Below are 15,075 nucleotides of genomic sequence, written 5' to 3'. Positions count from 1 at the left end.
GACATGAGCGCCGGGCGGGCCGATCCCAGCAGGGTCGACCCGTCCGGCGTTTGCATGTCAGGCAGCCCGGTCGGTGGTGGTGTCGCGTTCGTTCCACCGCAGCATCCGGGCGATCCGGATCGCAACGTCCGGGGTCATCGGTGGCGCGGTCCGGGCGAGTGCCTGAATCTCGTGTTCGGTCGCCGGGTCGATCAGGTGGCGAGCCATCGGTAACGTCCCCCGGGCGTCCGGATGGCCGGGTGTGGCGGCGTGCGGGTTGTCGGCGGGGGTGGGGTCGCCATCCGGGGTCACTGCGCGGTTGAGCGTCCCCCGGTCGCCTCGTGGGCGACGATGCGGGTTACGTGGTGTTTGGCTTGTGGCCATCTTCCTCCGCTGTGAATGCCGCTCGTCGGGTCCGCTGTGTTCTGTTCATGACTGATCGCCTTCCTATGAGTGACAATGACTCGCGGGCGTTACCACCCGCGCTACCCGTAACCCCTGTTCACGGCCTATCCGGCAGGGGTCGACATGGATCGGGAGAGCCCAGCACCGGCCGGGAAGTGGAGCGTGAGGAAGGTGGCACGTTTGTGCTGGCTGGTCCGGGCGGCCCGGCGTCGAGAAGCTCGCGTCGTAGGGTTCCAGCGGCGGGCAACGATAGATCAGCGCAGCCGTCAGGATGTCCCCGGGCGCGCTACGGGTAGCGCCGGCAACCCCGCTCTGAGGGGTTGCCGCGCCCCGTTACCAGCCGATACCAACGGCCGGGTCCACCACAGGAGTCCTCGGGGTGACCGGATCGATACGGAGTGAAGTCTTTCGGTACCATCGGGGCCTCGGAGTGCACGAGGGTGGGGTGGTCTTGTCTAGGCCGAAGTCGGACCGGGCGACCGTGGTCAGCGTCGTCGTCGCGCTACTCGCGCTGGGATGGGGCGTCTACGCGTACTACGTTCCGCGCACGGCGCCAGCTCCGGCGGTGTCGGTCGCCGCATCCCCTGATCCGGTAGCGACCGTGTCCACACCGTCGCCCAACACCGAGTCCGCCCCGGGCAACTCAGTAGCTGAGACGCTGAAGACGCTGCCTGCCTGGTATGAGCGCTTCTCGCGGCGGGTCGAGCGTGAACGGTACGAACAGTCGTGGTGGGAGATCGCCGTAGCGTGGTTGCTGCTCATGGGCCTCCTGGTGTGGAGGACGATTGTGTACTTCGACCGGGCCATCTGGGTGCCGGTCTTCGGTCTGGGCTTCATCTACTTCTTCTGGCCGTCATTGAGCTGGTGGGGCGTCACCGTGAGCACGATCGGTTGTCTCATCGCGTGGGCGATCGCCAGTCTCGAATCGTCGGGCGCCTTCGCTCCTCGCCTCGTGCCCGACAGCAGCGATTCGGACGAGGCAGCCTCCGACTCGACACATGAGCGAGACGAGGAACCGCATCCCCCATAGACGGGGGCATAACGTCACCTCGTCGTCGTTCACAGCACAGACACCCATCCCGCCGAATCCCGCCGTCAGAGGATCAACAGGAGCTGACAAGAGGCAGACACCCTCGGCTGGGTAGGAGATGGGGAGCCGGGTGATGTCTTCGAAGCCACTTGTGGTCCTCTGTATCATTGCGAGAGTGTCTTCGATGTCCAATCAGCGTGCGAACCTTGCGCACAGGCTCCTTCGTCGACTTCAGCGTGCGAACCTCACGCACAGGCTCCTTCGTCGACTTCGAGATCCAGTATGGCAGTTCATTGGTGTGCTCGTGGCTGTTATTACCTTCGTAGCCACACTCCTTTCATCATCCGGGTCAACTCGTGACCCCGGTGCTTCGCAAACCAACGCCAGTCAACCCTTAGTAACCATATTGGCTTCACCGGCGCCGACGATCGTGCCGACATCATCGGTTCCACCCCCATACGAGCCGAACCGCACCCTGACTGGCCACACCAAAGGCGTCAACAGTGTGGCGTTCAGCCCTGACGGTAAAACCCTCGCCACTGGCGGAGGGGATACAACCGTACGGTTATGGAACGTGACCACCCGCGAAACCACCGCCACCTTCGAGCCCACCAGTACGGTCAATGCCGTGGCGTTCAGCCCTGACGGTAAAACCCTCGCCACCGCCAGCCAGGACACCATACGGCTATGGAACGTGACCACCCGCGAAACCACCGCTACCTTCGAGCCCACCAATTGGGTCAATGACCTGGTGTTCAGTCCCGACGGCAAAACCCTCGCCACCCCCTTCCCCGACGGCAGAGTAGACCTGTGGAAGGTGGGCAACTGAGGTTGACCTGCCACCATAGTCCGGAGCTGTCGGAGACTGTTGGCTGGGGTAATCTTCAGAAATGAAATTCTTGAAGACCGCCGGGTGTTACCGCTTCGGCGCTACGGGTAGCGGCCGGTAACGCCGGGAGCAGGGGTTACCAGCACCGCAGCGGCGAGGCGGAAGCATCACCGGCACCGGCCACGAGGCGTGCCGATCGCAGCCCTTGGTGCTGTACCCCGCTCGTGCCGTGCTTTACCGTTCCGTATTGTTTGGTCCGTGCCCCCGTAGCGCGGTTGCGGCGACAGTTCCCGTTGAGACCTGGCCACTAGCAAGTTGTAGTACTAACCAGTTCATAACTTACTGGAGTCAAAAGAGTGTCAGGTATTGCGGCAAGCCCTGATCTGTGATCTCCTGATTTGGTGTCGAGGAAAGATGAAAAGCGGATTCCAAGGGCTGAGCTGGAACAGACTCGGCAGATCGCTTTGCGTATGGCCGAGAACGGAGCGAGCGTTGCGCAGATAGCGGCGGCGCTGGACTGTGGCCGGTCTACGGTGTTCGGATGGATTGCAGCTTACCGTGATCGCGGGCCCGAAGCCTTGGCCGTGAGATCGGGGACAGGTAGACCACCGAAACTCTCGGGAATTCAAGAAGCGCGACTGTATGCTCTTCTGAAGAAGAACCCGCAACAGCTGGAGTTTGACTTTGGGCTGTGGACCCGCAAGATCGTGGCCGACCTTATAGAGCGAGAATTCGGTGTGTCGCTATCCCTTCCCTCGGTTGGGCGGCTGCTACACCGAATGGGAATGTCTCCCCAGCGCCCGCTAGTGCGCGCCTACGAGCAGAACCCAGATCTAGTGCGCCGCTGGAAGGAGGAGACGTACCCCGCGATCAAGGAAGAAGCCGCAGCTCAGGACGCAGTGATCTACTGGGGAGACGAGTCCGGTGTACGAACTGACTACCATTCCGGAACCACTTGGGCTCCTGTCGGAAAAACCCCGGTCGTAATCGGCACTGGTAAGCGATTGTCAGTAAACATGATCTCAGCGATCAGCAGCAAGGGTGCGATCCACTTCTCTCTGTTCGGCGGCAGCATGACCGCAGCCAAGTTCATCGAGTTCCTAAAGCAGTTGTTGCACGACGTGTCCGGGAAGATTTTCCTCGTTGTCGATGGCTCCAGTGCCCATACGGCGAAAAAGGTGGCTACGTTCCTTGCCTCTGAGGAAGTGGGCAATCGACTGCGCCTCTTTATCCTTCCGCCGTACTCGCCGGAGCTCAACCCCGATGAGTGGGTGTGGAAGAACGTCAAGCATGACCAAATCGGAAAGAAGGTGGTGCGCAGCCTCGGCGAACTGATGGGCGCGGCGGAAAATGCTCTGCAGCGCCTCCAGGAAACCCCGCAGATCGTGCGCGCATTCTTCGCTGACCCGAGCCTACGCTACATCACCGAATAGGGTTTCTTGAGTCCGCTAACTTTTATTTCTCTTGGTACGGGTTCCCAGATCTCGCGTACGCGCCGTCCGGCCGTTACTGGCAGGAGCGCGTGTTTCTTATGCGCGAGTTCAGGTGCGTGGACTCTGTGTTGGTAACGGTGAGTGGTTTCCGCTGGCGTAGTGGCTCCAGGTCGTGCCGGCGTTGGCGGCTTGTCTGGCGGCGGTCGTGTGGTGGATGCCGAGGGCGTCGGCGATGACGGGGGCGGGGACCTGGGCGACGAGCTGGCGGAGCGCGGAGACGCGGGCCTGGTTGAGCGGGAAGCCGAGCTTGCGCAGGTTGAGGTGCAGTGTTTGGTAGGTGATGGGCTGGCCTGGGTGGCGTCCGGGGAACAGCCAGCCTTCGGCTGGTGCGGCTGCGGCGAGGTCGCGGAGCAGGCTGGCGATCGGTTCGGGGATGGGTGTGGGGGTGGGTCGCCGAACCGGATCGTTGGGGTGCCGCTGTTGAGGTCGAGGTCGTTGTTGTGGAGTCGGTGGATGCGGCTGATCGGCTGGCCGTAGAGCAGCATGAGGCAGGCGGCGGTCCGCTCGCGTAGGGGCAGGGCCTCGTTCGTGAGGTAGTGCCGGAGCAGGGTGAGTCGCTGTTGTTGGGTGACGGCGGTGCCGATGGCGAACTTGACTGGCGTGAGTACCAGGTGGCGTGGCATGGCCGAGGTCCGGGTGGCCCAGGTGAAGAAGCCGCGGATGGTGTGGCGGTGGCCGGCGCCGGTCGTGACGGCCCAGGTGTCGAGGTCGGTTTGGCTGACGGCGTCCGGGGCGATGCCGTGTGTGTGGAGCCAGTCGAGGAAGGCGTGCGCGGTGTTGAACTGATTGACCGCGTAGTTGGTGGCGGTGGCGCGTAGCGGCCCGGCGGCGGCGTCGGCGCGGAGCCGTGGGAGCTGGTGCCAGAGGGCGAAGCGGCGCAGGAGCCGTTCGTGGGGATGGTCGGTGAGCCGGTCGAGGCGGCGGTGGAGCCATGCCTCGAATTTGAGTAGGTGCCCGTCGGCTGGGGGTAGGAGGCCGCAGGCGACGAGGTGGTGTTGGAGGTGGCGGGCGGGGATCGGGCGTGGCCATGCGTGGAGGGCGTCGTGGGTGAGGTCGAGGTGTCCGTTGGCCAGGGCGGTCAGTAGTTCGGCGGGGCCGGATCGGGACAGCCAGCGCAGCACCTTCTCCGGCTCGGGGTCGGCGCGGAGATGATCAGCGAGCGCGGTCAGGTGCACGGCGGGGGTTGCGGTGTTGTCGTGGAGAAGTTGGGCCAGTCGGCGGTTGAGCTGGCACGGCAGGCAGACTGGGGGCCGGCCGCGCCGTCCTTTGGGGATGGTGCCGCAGTCGATGCAGTCGATGGTCATGGTGCCGGCCGTAGGGTTGCCCGTCGTGGCCGGATCGCGTCCGGGTGGCCGGGGCTGGTGCTGCTGTCGCCGGCGGCGGCGAGTCGGCGCGGTGCGAGGTTCTGCGCGCTGGTCACGATGAGGTCGGCGGGGGTGGTGTCGAAGATGTCGCAGAGTGCGGCCAGCACGGGTAGGGACAGCCGTTCGGGTGTGCCGGACACCAGTCGGTGCACCTGGGATGGGGACAGGGTGATGCCGCGTTCGGCGAGTAGCGGCACCAGGTCGGTGGTGGTGAACATGTTGTGGTCGGCCATCACGTTGCGCAGCCGCCACGTGTAGCTGACCTGGCGTTTCATGAGATCTCTCCGGTGGGTCGCAGGGCGTGGTGCAGCGTCTGGTCCAGGGCTCGGCGCAGGGTGCGGGTGCGGAAGTCGGAGGAGACGCAGGTGTAGATGGCGGTGGTGGAGGAGTGTTCGTGGCCGACCTGCTGCTGCACGAACAGCGGGTCCCAGCCGGCTTCGATCAGGTGGGTGACGTAGGAGCGGCGCAGCGAGTGGAAGTCCAGGCCCGGTCCCAGCCCGAGTGCGTCCCGGTAGGTCGACAGCCGGCTGTTGATCTGCTGCAGGCCGATGCGGTCGGCCCGTTCGGACGGCCACAGCGCCGGGTTGCCGTCGTTGGCGAGTAACGGGCGGACCTCGGCCGTCCACTGGTCCAGCATCTCGGCGGTCCACGGCCAGACCGTCAGCACGCTGCGCCGCTTCGGCGGTGACCCTTTCGTTGCCTTGCCGTGGCGTACGTGGCAGACGCCGAACTCGCCGAACTCGGCCGCGTACGGGTTGGTGCCGAAGTCGGCGACGTCCAGCATCCGTGTCTCGGTACGCCGTAGCCCGTAGCCGTAGGCGATCTTCAGCAGCGTCGCGTCCCGAAACGCCGGCAGCCAGCCCTTGCGGCCCGCGCCACGGATGCGGGTGACCTGCTCGTCGGCGTAGTCGAACAACGCCTGCAACTCGGCGATCGTGAACGCCCGCTTCGCCGGGTCGGCCTCGCCCTCCTGCACATGGACTGCGGTGTTCCACTCGTGGCAGACCTGCACCGGGTGCGAGCCGAACCGCTGCTGGCACTCGGCCGGCCAGTCGTAGGCCGGGTCGGTCAGGTAGTCGCAGAACAGCCGGACGGCCTCCTGGTAACCCCGTAGCGTCGACCGGCGCAGCCCGCGTACCGACCGCAGATCCGCGCTCCACTCGTCGACCATCTGCGGCAGCCACTGCCACGGGTAGCCGCCGGCATGATCGGCGAACGCCCGGATCACCCGCAGCCGCGCCGCGATCGTCAACATCGACAGGTTCCGGGCGACCTGCTGATCGCGCCACCCGTCGAGCATTGCCGCGAACACGCTCTCCTCGGGCCGTAGCAACGCCACTCCGGAGACCAGGTGGAGACTCGCGGCACCCTTGACCGTCACGCTGAGTGCAACGCGCGAGCCTCGCATCAGATGCGCGATTCCCGCATCCAATGCCGTCGCACCACAAAACAGCAGTTCAGGGCGCTGGGTGATTGAGGATCGCCGATCGGTCGCTTCGGTGCTGGCACGTCACCCGAGCACCTACGCGACCGTTACCGTTTCAACGAACCTCCAATCCAGCGCGTGCAAACCAGCGCGTAATCGCATCTGATCGAACAGGCGGCACAAGTAGCAAGATATGGTAATTGGCCGCCAATCTCGCGGAGCGAGATATGGCTATTGCTTATCAATCTCGACCGGGCGCGGTCGAGATTTCGGTGCTGGCTGGTGGCCTGGGGTCGTCGGCTGCCTTGGCGAGTAGTGCCGTGATGAGGTCGGCCAGTGGGGTGATCGAGTGTCGTTGGGTGTGGGGTAGGCGTTGGTGGTGGTGGCAGCCGGGGCAGTTGTCGGTGTCGTTGGTGGGCAGGGTGAGGGCGCATCGGGCGCAGGCGGTGAGGCGTTCGTCGTCGAAGGCGGCGGTGAGGGTGTCGCGGTGGGTGTGGTGGCGTTGCCACCAAGACAGTGCACGCCACCGCCGGTCGACGTGTTCGTCACGCCACTGGGCGTAGGTGAGCCGGGTGCCGTAGTGGCGGTCGGGGGGTTGCCAGTCGCGCCAGACGTCGACCTGGGCTTGTTCACGGGTGTGGGCGTGGTCGAGCCGGTGGTGTTCGGTGGGGGTGAGCAGGCGGGGCCGCGCGAGGCGGGTGGCGGCGGTGTACCAGGCGGGCCGGTCGCCTCCAGTTGCGGTGAGGTGGGCGAGTTGGTGGACCTGATGGGACCAGGCGGTGTGGTGCGCCCGGGTGAGCGCGGTGCGCAGCGTCTTGGCGGTGGTCGGGTCGTCGGGTTGCTGTCGCCACCAGTCGGCGAGCGCGGCCAGAACGCTGCTGGTGTCGAGGTCGGGGGTGAACGGGTTGCGGGGGTCGTGGTCGCGGTCGAACAGGTAGGCCAGCAGGTCGACGGCGGCGGGGCCGAGGTCCGGTTCGAGTTGCTGTGGGTGGCGGGCCAGGGTGTGCAGGGTGTGGGAGCGTTGGCGGGCGAGTTCGGCGGCGTGTTCACGGTGGTAGGCGGGTTGGGCGGCGGCGGTGACGGTGGCGCGTTCGTCGAGGACCGCTGTCAGGGTGGTTTCGGCGGCTTCGGGGTCGGTGAGGTTCCAGGCGTGGGCGGTGACGGCGCGGGCGGGGTCGCGGACGAGGCCGGTCGCGGCGACGATCAGCCGGCCGTGTTCGGCGATGAGATCGCCGTCGGTGACAGGGCGTCGACGGTAGCGGCTGGGGTTGTGTTCTTCTCGGAGGTGTTTGGCGGCGTTGCGGGTAAAGGTGACGGCCCGGTGGGCGGTGGTGGTGAACAGCAGTAGGGGCGGGCAGTGCGGGAACCGACCCTGCCACGCCTGGTCGCGGGTGTAGGCGCGGTAGCGGTCGAGTTTGGCTCTGAGCTGGTTTTGGGTCATGGAGGCGAGGTCGATCTCCACGAACGCCGCCGTCGTCCTGCCGTCTGGCAGGGTGGCTTCGTAGACGGCGTCCGGGGTGAGGCGCTTGGTCGTGGTGCCGCCCCAAGCGGAGGTGGGGCCGTCCCATTCCTGCCAACCGGCCCGGTCGGTCGCCCAGCCGGTCATGGTGAGTCCGGCGGGCGGGCCGTGGTCGCGCAGGGCGAGCCACACCTCGGTGATGGTGGCGGCGTGGGCGGAGAACATCGCGGACGGTCGGCGGCCGTCAGCGGCGGCGGTGCCGGTGATCAGGCGTGCTCCGGCGGGGCGGAGCCACCAGTGGTGGGGTGCGCTGCCGGTGTGGCGGCCGGGCCGGTCATAGTCGACCATGCCGGCGGTGCGGAGTTGTTCGAGCCGGTACAGCACGGTGCGGGCCGGGGTGGCAGTGGCGCGGGCGAGTTGGTCGGTGGTCATGACCCGGTGGTCGTTGAGCAGGAGCAGGAGTTGTTCGCTGGGGCCGCCGGAGGCCCGCAACTGTTGGGTGGTTCCGGACGACATCAGCTTTCCTTTCGCTGTAGCGCTGATAAGCGCATCCCCGGGGGAAGAGTTGACATCTATGTCAGTCGCCGGTCCATGAAGGATGCGCGAATTTGGGTTGACCTGCGTGTTCACGCCGTGTTGGGTTGCGGATCGGGTGCAGAGCAGTTCGCAACCCCTGACAGCCGCACCGCGCCGGGCACGGACCCACACCCGGACCGGGCACCTTCTGTCAGCGCCTGAAACGGGGTGAACCCCGCGAAGGCTGCTGTTCAACCTCGAACCATCCTGTTCAACTACTAATCGGACACTCTCTGTCTGTGGTGGACTTCTGTCAGGCGCGGGTTGTGGCAGACACCGTCGGGGACCTGACAGCCCCGCACTGCCACCGCCGCAACGAGGTTGGGTGTTGGGCGGGTGGTGGGTGTCCGTTGGGTGGACAACAGCCCCGGCACGAGCCGCACCTTCACTAATGGGATTACAAAACCGGGCCGCCGATTGGAAAACCGCAGGCCACAGCCGTTCCCGCCGAAGCGTGATCAGTCAGATTGATCCCGGTACGCGTCGTACTGTCAGCCACCACGGGACGACCTCGGTCCTCTACCTATAGAGGGGAAGCGTGGGTGGTCGAACTTTCCGTCCGCGCGAGAAAAATCTTGGCCACCTGCGCGCGTAGGTGCGTTGCGCCGCCTCGCTGTTGTCAGCGGCGAGCGGGGCTTCGCGTAGATTGATCGCCGCTCGTCGGGCGACCAGGGCGGCCGGCTGGTGGTCGAGCAGTTCGCTCCGGGACGCTGCGGCCCTGGTCATCTGCTGTCCTTGGTGCGTGACGGTCCAACCCGGACCAGGCCCCGCTGACCGCCCGGCATCCCGCTCTTTCACATCCCAAAAATCTGCCCCTTGACGGGAATAGACCATCGGTGCTAGCGCGCTGGCCTATCGCGCAGCCGCGTTCCATGCGGGCAGTCGATCGTGAGGAGCTGATTTGACCAGCGTGGACTTTCACGCCAGGTGCGAGTCGTACGTCCGGATCTCGATCAAAGACCTCAACGGCAAGTACGGTGGCTACCTTGACACCGGCCACCCTGACCAGCGCAACTACCCCGGTGTGAAGATCGCCGCGTGCGAACTTGCCGCCGGTCACCCGGGCGAGTGCGAGATGTTCGTCGAGGGCGATGGCGGCCACAACGGCGAGCCCTACCAGGGGCACTGGCTGGCCTGGCACCACCGCAGCAAGTACGACGAGCTGCAGAGCACCTACCGGTGGACCAGCCACCCCGAATGCTGCCAGGCGCAGAGCCCGACCGGATGGCACTGCAACCGCTACGCGAAGCACCGTGGTGGCCACGCCTTCATAGTCGAGGATAGCGACGGCACCGGGTCCGGCCCACCGACCAACCAAAGTCGGCGGGCCGGACCCGCGCGTCAGGCAGCTCCCTACCAGCCGCGCCGGGTCTGGTAGGGCGGCAACTGGTCCCGCAGCACCCCCGCGCGGCACACTACCGAGGGCAACCGACAGGAAGTGCTAAGCGATCCACGCTTCAAACTGCCCCTCCACCCGACAGCCCGATGAAGGGCCACCCGCTGACGCTGGCAGCAGAACGGGCCGCTGAGCAGTGACATCCATCCGGCACCTCGCACGTAGGCTCGTCACCACGGTCAGGAGCCACAGTCCGCTCCGGTGGTGAGCAGCGAAGGACGGGGTCAACGGGATGCGATCATCGCGCCGTACCGGCAACCGGTCTCGCTGACAGGGATCCGCCGTGCCCGCCCCGCACCAGCCGACCCCACTGCCCAACGCCGGACTGGGACCACCACGACGACGGGCCGACCTCACCGTCCTCGGCCAGATCGAGACCCAGGCCCGCACCCGCATCACCCTGACCCTCCCCAGCAACGTCATCGACCCGGACACACCACCGACCCCGCTACCCATGGTCGACTTCCGCCTCCACGTCATGCGCGCACCCGGCCCCATCCGGGACCGAGCCTGGCGGCACCTCGCCGACACCGCCCGCGCCCACCGCGGCGACTGGAACCTCTACGCGCTCGGCGTCGCCTACCCAAAACTCCGCGCCCAAGCCAACAAACTCACCGCCTACCTCCCCCCTGGCCCGGCCGCCCAGGCCCACTACACCCTCGCCATCGAGTTCCTGTTCGCCCTGCACCGCCTCGACCTGACCACACCGCAGCTCTTCCCCCGACTCACCGACGCCGCCTACACCCACGCCAGCGGACGCAAACGACAACACCCACCACCCACCTACGACCTCGACGCACTACCCGACGACCGCATCCCCCACTCCGAGCACGGCAACCCGGAACACGACGCCCACCTCAACGACGCCAACCAGGAAACCGTCCACGACGTCCTGAACCGCCTCGTCACCCACTCCGGCCGGCAGACGATCAGCGACACCCAGGCCACCCTGATCCGTCGCACCTACCTCAACGGCGAAGCCCTGCGCCATGTCGCCGCCGACCTGCACCTCAGTGAACCCAGCGCCTCCAAACAACGCTCCCGCGCCGCCACCACCATCGCCAGACTCCTCGGCCGACACGACCTCACCGAGCCCACACCCATACATCCGGCCGTTCGGCACGTCCCGCCAGAGCGGAGATAGCCGCCACGGTGCCCGCCAGGTCAATCCGGAGGCAGGTCGCCGTCGGCGGTCAGCGCCGCCCTGGTGCCGAATGCCAGCTCGATCCCCGTTTGCAACAGGGACAGAGCCTCACTCGCTGGCGGATCATCCTCGGAGATCCACATACAGTGATCTTCCAAGTCGTCCACGCACACCAACACCGGCCCGGCGAACGGCTCCCACGGAACGACCATGCTCCAGTCGTCCATCCCGCCCTCGAAGCAATGCACGTACAGGACCACACCGCCACGCCCAGCGACACGACCAAACTCACCGCCAAGGGCAATCACACGCGGCGCTTGGTCGAAGGCAACCTGAGCGTCAACAGCGGAAGCCCATCGGACCCGCATCGCCGCCGCCGCCACGAAATCACTCAGCCCATCACGCGGAGCCTGGGGGTCCGGATGCGCCAACTCCCACGCCAACCGCTCTGCCAACCTCCGCCGACGCCCCTCAGCTCCCCGTGACTGGTCAACGTCAGCCACGGCGGGCACCGGTGGTTCGTCCGGCAGCGGCAAGCTCCATCTCCACAGCTTGACACCCAGGCGGTTCGTGGCGCGAGCCACTGCTGAACGACGCTCGGCATGAGTACGTGGGGTAGTGGGCCGATCGCCATCCTGAACCGGCTCAGCGAAATCGCGCGACCGCAGTCACTGCGACACGGGCCAACTGCAGGACGGGCCATAGTTCGCCTTCGCGCCTGGCTACGTGCCGATGGTTGACCCCTCGATCCCGCACCGCATTGAAGTTTTCTCAACAACGAATGGTTCGTTGAATGGTGCGACACGCACATAAGGGGCAATAGCGACGATTCTTGTGGGACGTGAGGTCCTCCGATAAACCGGTCTCACCACAAGAATCCGTCACCAAGAGGACCCCACGTGATCACTTATCGTGCCACACTCGACGTCCCGAGGGAACTCGTCTCCTACGTGGCGAGTCTGCTACGCGCCCACCGGCGGTCGCTGGGCACACGCAGGAAGACCCGACTGCTCACCTGCTGGCGGCAGGCGGTGTTCGGCCTTGTCTGGTTCCGTAACCGCGGCGTGGACATCCCCCAGCTCGGCGCCGGGTTCGGGCTGTCCCGGGCCACCTCCTACCGCTACCACGACGAGGTCTTGGCGGTGCTGTCCGCGCAGGCGCCGGATCTGTCCGAGGCCCTCGACCGGGTCGAAGCCGAGGGCTGGTCACACCTGATCCTCGACGGCAAGGTCGTGGACAGCGACCGGTACGCGGAGAAGACAGCCAACAGGAAGGGCGAGACCATCGACGCCTACTACTCCGGAAAGACCCACGACTTCGGCGGCAACGTCCAGGCGCTGATGCGCCCCGACGGGTTCCCGGTATGGGTCTCCGGTGTCGCTCCCGGCTCAGTCCATGACCTACGTATCGCCCAGGAAGAGGTCCTCGGCGCGCTCTACGCGGCCGCCGCTCGCGGACTACCCACCTTGGCGGATTCCGGGTACGAAGGTGCAGGTCAGGGCGTACACACCCCCGTGAAGAAGCCGACCAGTGGACACCGGCTCCACGTCGACAACCGGACCTACAACATGCTCCTGCGTGCGATGCGGTGCCTCGGCGAACGCGGATTCGCGCTATTGAGCCAGAGGTGGCGCGTCCTGCAAGGTGTCACGACTCCGCCGACGAAGATCGGCGACATAGCGAAAGCCGCCCTCGTGCTACTTCACTTTGAACATGGTTACAGATCTTGTTGAGATAACTTCATTGAGCCATTCCGGGTAAGGCTGCAGGTACAGAAAGTAGCCGTCCGAAGTGTGTTGGAAACGCCCGTTCCTGGCTGATCGCGATGCGAAGACGCGGAACTCCGATACGAAGTGGTCCTCTCACCGATCACCCGCCACCGGAGTCCCGCGCACCTATGAGTATCACGTACACCGCCGCCCTGCCCGTCCGTGACGAGACCGTGCTGCGCGTGTCGGCGCTGCTGCACGCCGAACGCCTACGCCGTGGCACCCGCCAAGGCCGCCGGGCACTGACCTGCTTCCGGCAGGCCGTGCTGGTCCTGCGCTGGCTCCTCGACGGCACCCGCATGCACCAACTGGCCCACGACAACACGATCAGCAACTCCACCGGCTACGACAACCTGCACGAAGGCATCACGGTGCTGGCGGCCCAGGCTCCCGGCCTGCACGCGGCCCTGCTGGCCGCCAAGACTGCCGGCTACGACTACATCCTCCTCGACGGCACCCTGATCGAGACAGACCGGATCTCCACGCCCGGCCCCACCCCCGGCGTGGACCTGTGGTGGTCGAAGAAGCACAAGAACCACGGCGGCAACATCCAGGTCGTCAGCGCCCCGGACGGCTGGCCGCTGTGGACCTCCCCGGTCCGCCCCGGCAGAGAACACGACACCAGATGCCTGCGTACCCACCCCGGCATGCTGGCCACTCTCACCGAGATCCGCGACGACGTGCGCACCCTCGCCGACCTGGGATACGAAGGAGAGGCCGACACCATCGCCGTCGCCTTCAAGACACCGCCCAACGGGCAACTCACCGACATCCAGCAGCAGTTCAACCGAGCCCACAACCGGCTCCGCGCGGTCGGCGAACGCGGCAACAGCCTCCTCAAGATGACCTTCAAAGCCCTGCGCAACGTGACCCTCTGCCCATGGAAGATCGGCGACATCGTCGCGGCAGCCCTGGTCATCCTCCACATCGAACACAACCGAACCACGTGAAACGGACACTACGCGCAGTCACGCGTCGTTACCCGGAAAGGCTCATTGAGCCACAGGCCAGCCGAGGCCAACATCCTTGAGCGTCACCAATCCCGACTGTGTCGCCCTGGCCTACCGGTTCGGGCTTCAGGCGGTGGGCTGAAGATATTATCTCGGTATGCGCGCTCCGGGACAAGGCGCCGACCAGCCTGAGCCTTCTTGAGCCAGTCGACAAGTTCGAGGATGTCCTCCTCGCGTACGCCTTCTTGGCGTAGCTTCGCCGCAAAGGCTTCAGGTGCCACCCCACGCCACCGGTCACGGGCGTTCATGAGGTCTGCCTTGAACATGGCCTGTTCGTTCCACTTCAAGTGGTTGTCGTAGCCCTTGGCCATCATGGCGAGGTACTCGGCGATGCTGGCAACGCTGGATGGAAGGTCTTCAGGGTGAGTCATGGGCGAGTTGTATCATGTAGGTACGACATCGCTCAGAAAGCTTGACTTCTGGGCAGCGGCGCGGTGGTCCAAACAGTGCCCGTGCCGGAAGAGGTGAATTTAGTGATGAGACACCTGCACATAATGGACGAGGCATTTGAATAATGGACGCCTTCGAACAACAAGCCGAAGCGATCAAGGCAAATCCGGGTGCCTATCGCAAGGAGAAACGGATCATCTGTGACCGCTGCCAGCCGCACCGCACGATCGCCGTGGTGTATGTCGGTGTGGACGGACGCCGGTGGCTATGGACGCCGGCTGGTCGCGGCCCGGTAAATCGTCCAGGGCAGAGCAGCGACGGTCCAGTCACTCCGGAACGCATACCTGCGCGAGCTGTTCCACTGCCCCGTGAGCTAGGGGATCTCGTCCAGTCTGCCGTAGCGACATGCCGACGGTGTCGAGCAGGGCTCCTCCTCATGCCCCAGATGGGTCGTATCCTCGCTGTCCCACTGGGCGCGCCGACGTGGGCGCGGGTGACAGAGTAGCCGCCGCCATATGGTATTTTTGGAGCAGAACTTCATTGCCTGACCGGGATCGGCGAACCTGGCTCGCGCGCCTTGGCCGCCGCGAGACTTGGCCCCGAAGGGGGTTACCTCGCCGTGTCCGCGCTCGAATCGTATCTTTCCGCTGGGCCCTGGGTACTGGTCATTGTCGCCTTGACCTTCGTCGTGCCCCGCCTCGTAGTCGCGTTGGTCGCCCTGTTCAGGGTGGACGCGGACAAGCTGCCGGCCGTGCTTCGGGCTCTGGCCGAACTCTTTCGCATCCGGCGCTGAGGGGGTCAGCAA

At 65.7% G+C, this 15,075-nt stretch carries 15 protein-coding genes; 8 read left to right on the top strand and 7 right to left on the bottom strand.

Going from position 1 to position 15,075, the window contains the following annotated elements:
- Window positions 1-57: 57 nt before the first annotated feature.
- Window positions 58-291 (bottom strand): hypothetical protein, encoded by a 234-nt coding sequence (locus EDC02_RS24115; RefSeq protein WP_123603911.1) that lies wholly within the window; start codon window positions 289-291, stop codon window positions 58-60.
- A gap of 574 nt (window positions 292-865) precedes the next feature.
- Between EDC02_RS24115 and EDC02_RS24110 the strand changes: the two genes are divergently transcribed.
- The 3 genes from EDC02_RS24110 (at window position 866) to EDC02_RS24100 (ending at window position 3,676) form a co-directional block, all read left to right on the top strand.
- Entirely contained in the window at window positions 866-1,414 is a 549-nt protein-coding gene (locus EDC02_RS24110; protein ID WP_148083588.1) for a hypothetical protein, read from the top strand.
- Between the two features lie 118 nt (window positions 1,415-1,532).
- Window positions 1,533-2,243 (top strand): hypothetical protein, encoded by a 711-nt coding sequence (locus EDC02_RS41835; protein ID WP_123603909.1) that lies wholly within the window; start codon window positions 1,533-1,535, stop codon window positions 2,241-2,243.
- Window positions 2,244-2,644: 401 nt separating this feature from the next.
- Window positions 2,645-3,676 (top strand): IS630 family transposase, encoded by a 1,032-nt coding sequence (locus EDC02_RS24100; RefSeq protein WP_148083366.1) that lies wholly within the window; start codon window positions 2,645-2,647, stop codon window positions 3,674-3,676.
- Here the strand turns inward: EDC02_RS24100 and EDC02_RS39695 are convergent.
- The 4 genes from EDC02_RS39695 to EDC02_RS24075 form a co-directional block, all read right to left on the bottom strand.
- The gene (locus EDC02_RS39695) at window positions 3,661-5,040 is read right to left on the bottom strand and encodes a hypothetical protein (protein WP_148083587.1); all 1,380 of its coding nucleotides are present in this window, start codon (window positions 5,038-5,040) and stop codon (window positions 3,661-3,663) included. The two genes, EDC02_RS24100 and EDC02_RS39695, sit on opposite strands and share 16 nt — an antisense overlap.
- Window positions 5,037-5,375, bottom strand: coding sequence for a helix-turn-helix transcriptional regulator (locus EDC02_RS24085; protein ID WP_123603906.1), 339 nt, complete (start codon window positions 5,373-5,375; stop codon window positions 5,037-5,039). Before EDC02_RS24085 ends, EDC02_RS39695 begins: the two co-directional genes overlap by 4 nt.
- Window positions 5,372-6,508 carry a site-specific integrase gene (locus EDC02_RS24080; RefSeq protein WP_123603905.1) on the bottom strand — a complete coding sequence of 379 codons (1,137 nt, stop codon included), beginning with the start codon at window positions 6,506-6,508 and terminating at the stop codon, window positions 5,372-5,374. Before EDC02_RS24080 ends, EDC02_RS24085 begins: the two co-directional genes overlap by 4 nt.
- Before the next feature lie 259 nt (window positions 6,509-6,767).
- Window positions 6,768-8,501 (bottom strand): replication-relaxation family protein, encoded by a 1,734-nt coding sequence (locus EDC02_RS24075; protein WP_123603904.1) that lies wholly within the window; start codon window positions 8,499-8,501, stop codon window positions 6,768-6,770.
- A 961-nt stretch (window positions 8,502-9,462) separates the two neighbouring features.
- Here EDC02_RS24075 and EDC02_RS24070 point away from each other — a divergent pair.
- Together EDC02_RS24070 and EDC02_RS40380 are read left to right on the top strand one after the other, a co-directional pair.
- Window positions 9,463-9,939 (top strand): hypothetical protein, encoded by a 477-nt coding sequence (locus EDC02_RS24070; RefSeq protein ID WP_148083586.1) that lies wholly within the window; start codon window positions 9,463-9,465, stop codon window positions 9,937-9,939.
- Window positions 9,940-10,240: 301 nt separating this feature from the next.
- A complete protein-coding gene (locus EDC02_RS40380; RefSeq protein WP_158632280.1) occupies window positions 10,241-11,101 on the top strand; it encodes a sigma-70 family RNA polymerase sigma factor in 861 nt (286 codons plus the stop codon).
- A gap of 20 nt (window positions 11,102-11,121) precedes the next feature.
- Here EDC02_RS40380 and EDC02_RS39690 read toward each other — a convergent pair whose 3' ends face one another.
- On the bottom strand, window positions 11,122-11,544 hold the full coding sequence (locus tag EDC02_RS39690) for a hypothetical protein (protein ID WP_148083585.1): 423 nt from the start codon (window positions 11,542-11,544) through the stop codon (window positions 11,122-11,124).
- A 456-nt stretch (window positions 11,545-12,000) separates the two neighbouring features.
- Between EDC02_RS39690 and EDC02_RS24055 the strand changes: the two genes are divergently transcribed.
- Both EDC02_RS24055 and EDC02_RS24050 read left to right on the top strand, forming a co-directional pair.
- Window positions 12,001-12,834: a transposase family protein gene (locus tag EDC02_RS24055; RefSeq protein ID WP_123601953.1), complete on the top strand. Its 834-nt coding sequence runs from the start codon at window positions 12,001-12,003 to the stop codon at window positions 12,832-12,834.
- A gap of 164 nt (window positions 12,835-12,998) precedes the next feature.
- The gene (locus EDC02_RS24050; protein WP_123603901.1) at window positions 12,999-13,820 is read left to right on the top strand and encodes a transposase family protein; all 822 of its coding nucleotides are present in this window, start codon (window positions 12,999-13,001) and stop codon (window positions 13,818-13,820) included.
- An 83-nt stretch (window positions 13,821-13,903) separates the two neighbouring features.
- Here EDC02_RS24050 and EDC02_RS39685 read toward each other — a convergent pair whose 3' ends face one another.
- Window positions 13,904-14,251: a hypothetical protein gene (locus EDC02_RS39685; protein WP_148083584.1), complete on the bottom strand. Its 348-nt coding sequence runs from the start codon at window positions 14,249-14,251 to the stop codon at window positions 13,904-13,906.
- Between the two features lie 638 nt (window positions 14,252-14,889).
- Here EDC02_RS39685 and EDC02_RS40375 point away from each other — a divergent pair.
- Window positions 14,890-15,063 carry a hypothetical protein gene (locus EDC02_RS40375; protein ID WP_158632279.1) on the top strand — a complete coding sequence of 58 codons (174 nt, stop codon included), beginning with the start codon at window positions 14,890-14,892 and terminating at the stop codon, window positions 15,061-15,063.
- Window positions 15,064-15,075: the final 12 nt, after the last annotated feature.

Source organism: Micromonospora sp. Llam0 (assembly GCF_003751085.1).
Taxonomy (GTDB): Bacteria; Actinomycetota; Actinomycetes; order Mycobacteriales; family Micromonosporaceae; genus Micromonospora_E.
Note: the sequence above shows the minus strand (reverse complement) of the source record. Positions and strands in the feature narration are given on the sequence as shown.

Coding starts and splice junctions, on each gene's coding strand:
- EDC02_RS24085 (WP_123603906.1), bottom strand. CDS start 5,375: ATGAAACGCCAGGTCAGCTACACGTGGCGGCTGCGCAACGTGATGGCC.
- EDC02_RS24080 (WP_123603905.1), bottom strand. CDS start 6,508: ATGCGAGGCTCGCGCGTTGCACTCAGCGTGACGGTCAAGGGTGCCGCG.
- EDC02_RS39695 (WP_148083587.1), bottom strand. CDS start 5,040: ATGACCATCGACTGCATCGACTGCGGCACCATCCCCAAAGGACGGCGC.
- EDC02_RS24075 (WP_123603904.1), bottom strand. CDS start 8,501: ATGTCGTCCGGAACCACCCAACAGTTGCGGGCCTCCGGCGGCCCCAGC.
- EDC02_RS39685 (WP_148083584.1), bottom strand. CDS start 14,251: ATGACTCACCCTGAAGACCTTCCATCCAGCGTTGCCAGCATCGCCGAG.
- EDC02_RS41835 (WP_123603909.1), top strand. CDS start 1,533: ATGGGGAGCCGGGTGATGTCTTCGAAGCCACTTGTGGTCCTCTGTATC.
- EDC02_RS24050 (WP_123603901.1), top strand. CDS start 12,999: ATGAGTATCACGTACACCGCCGCCCTGCCCGTCCGTGACGAGACCGTG.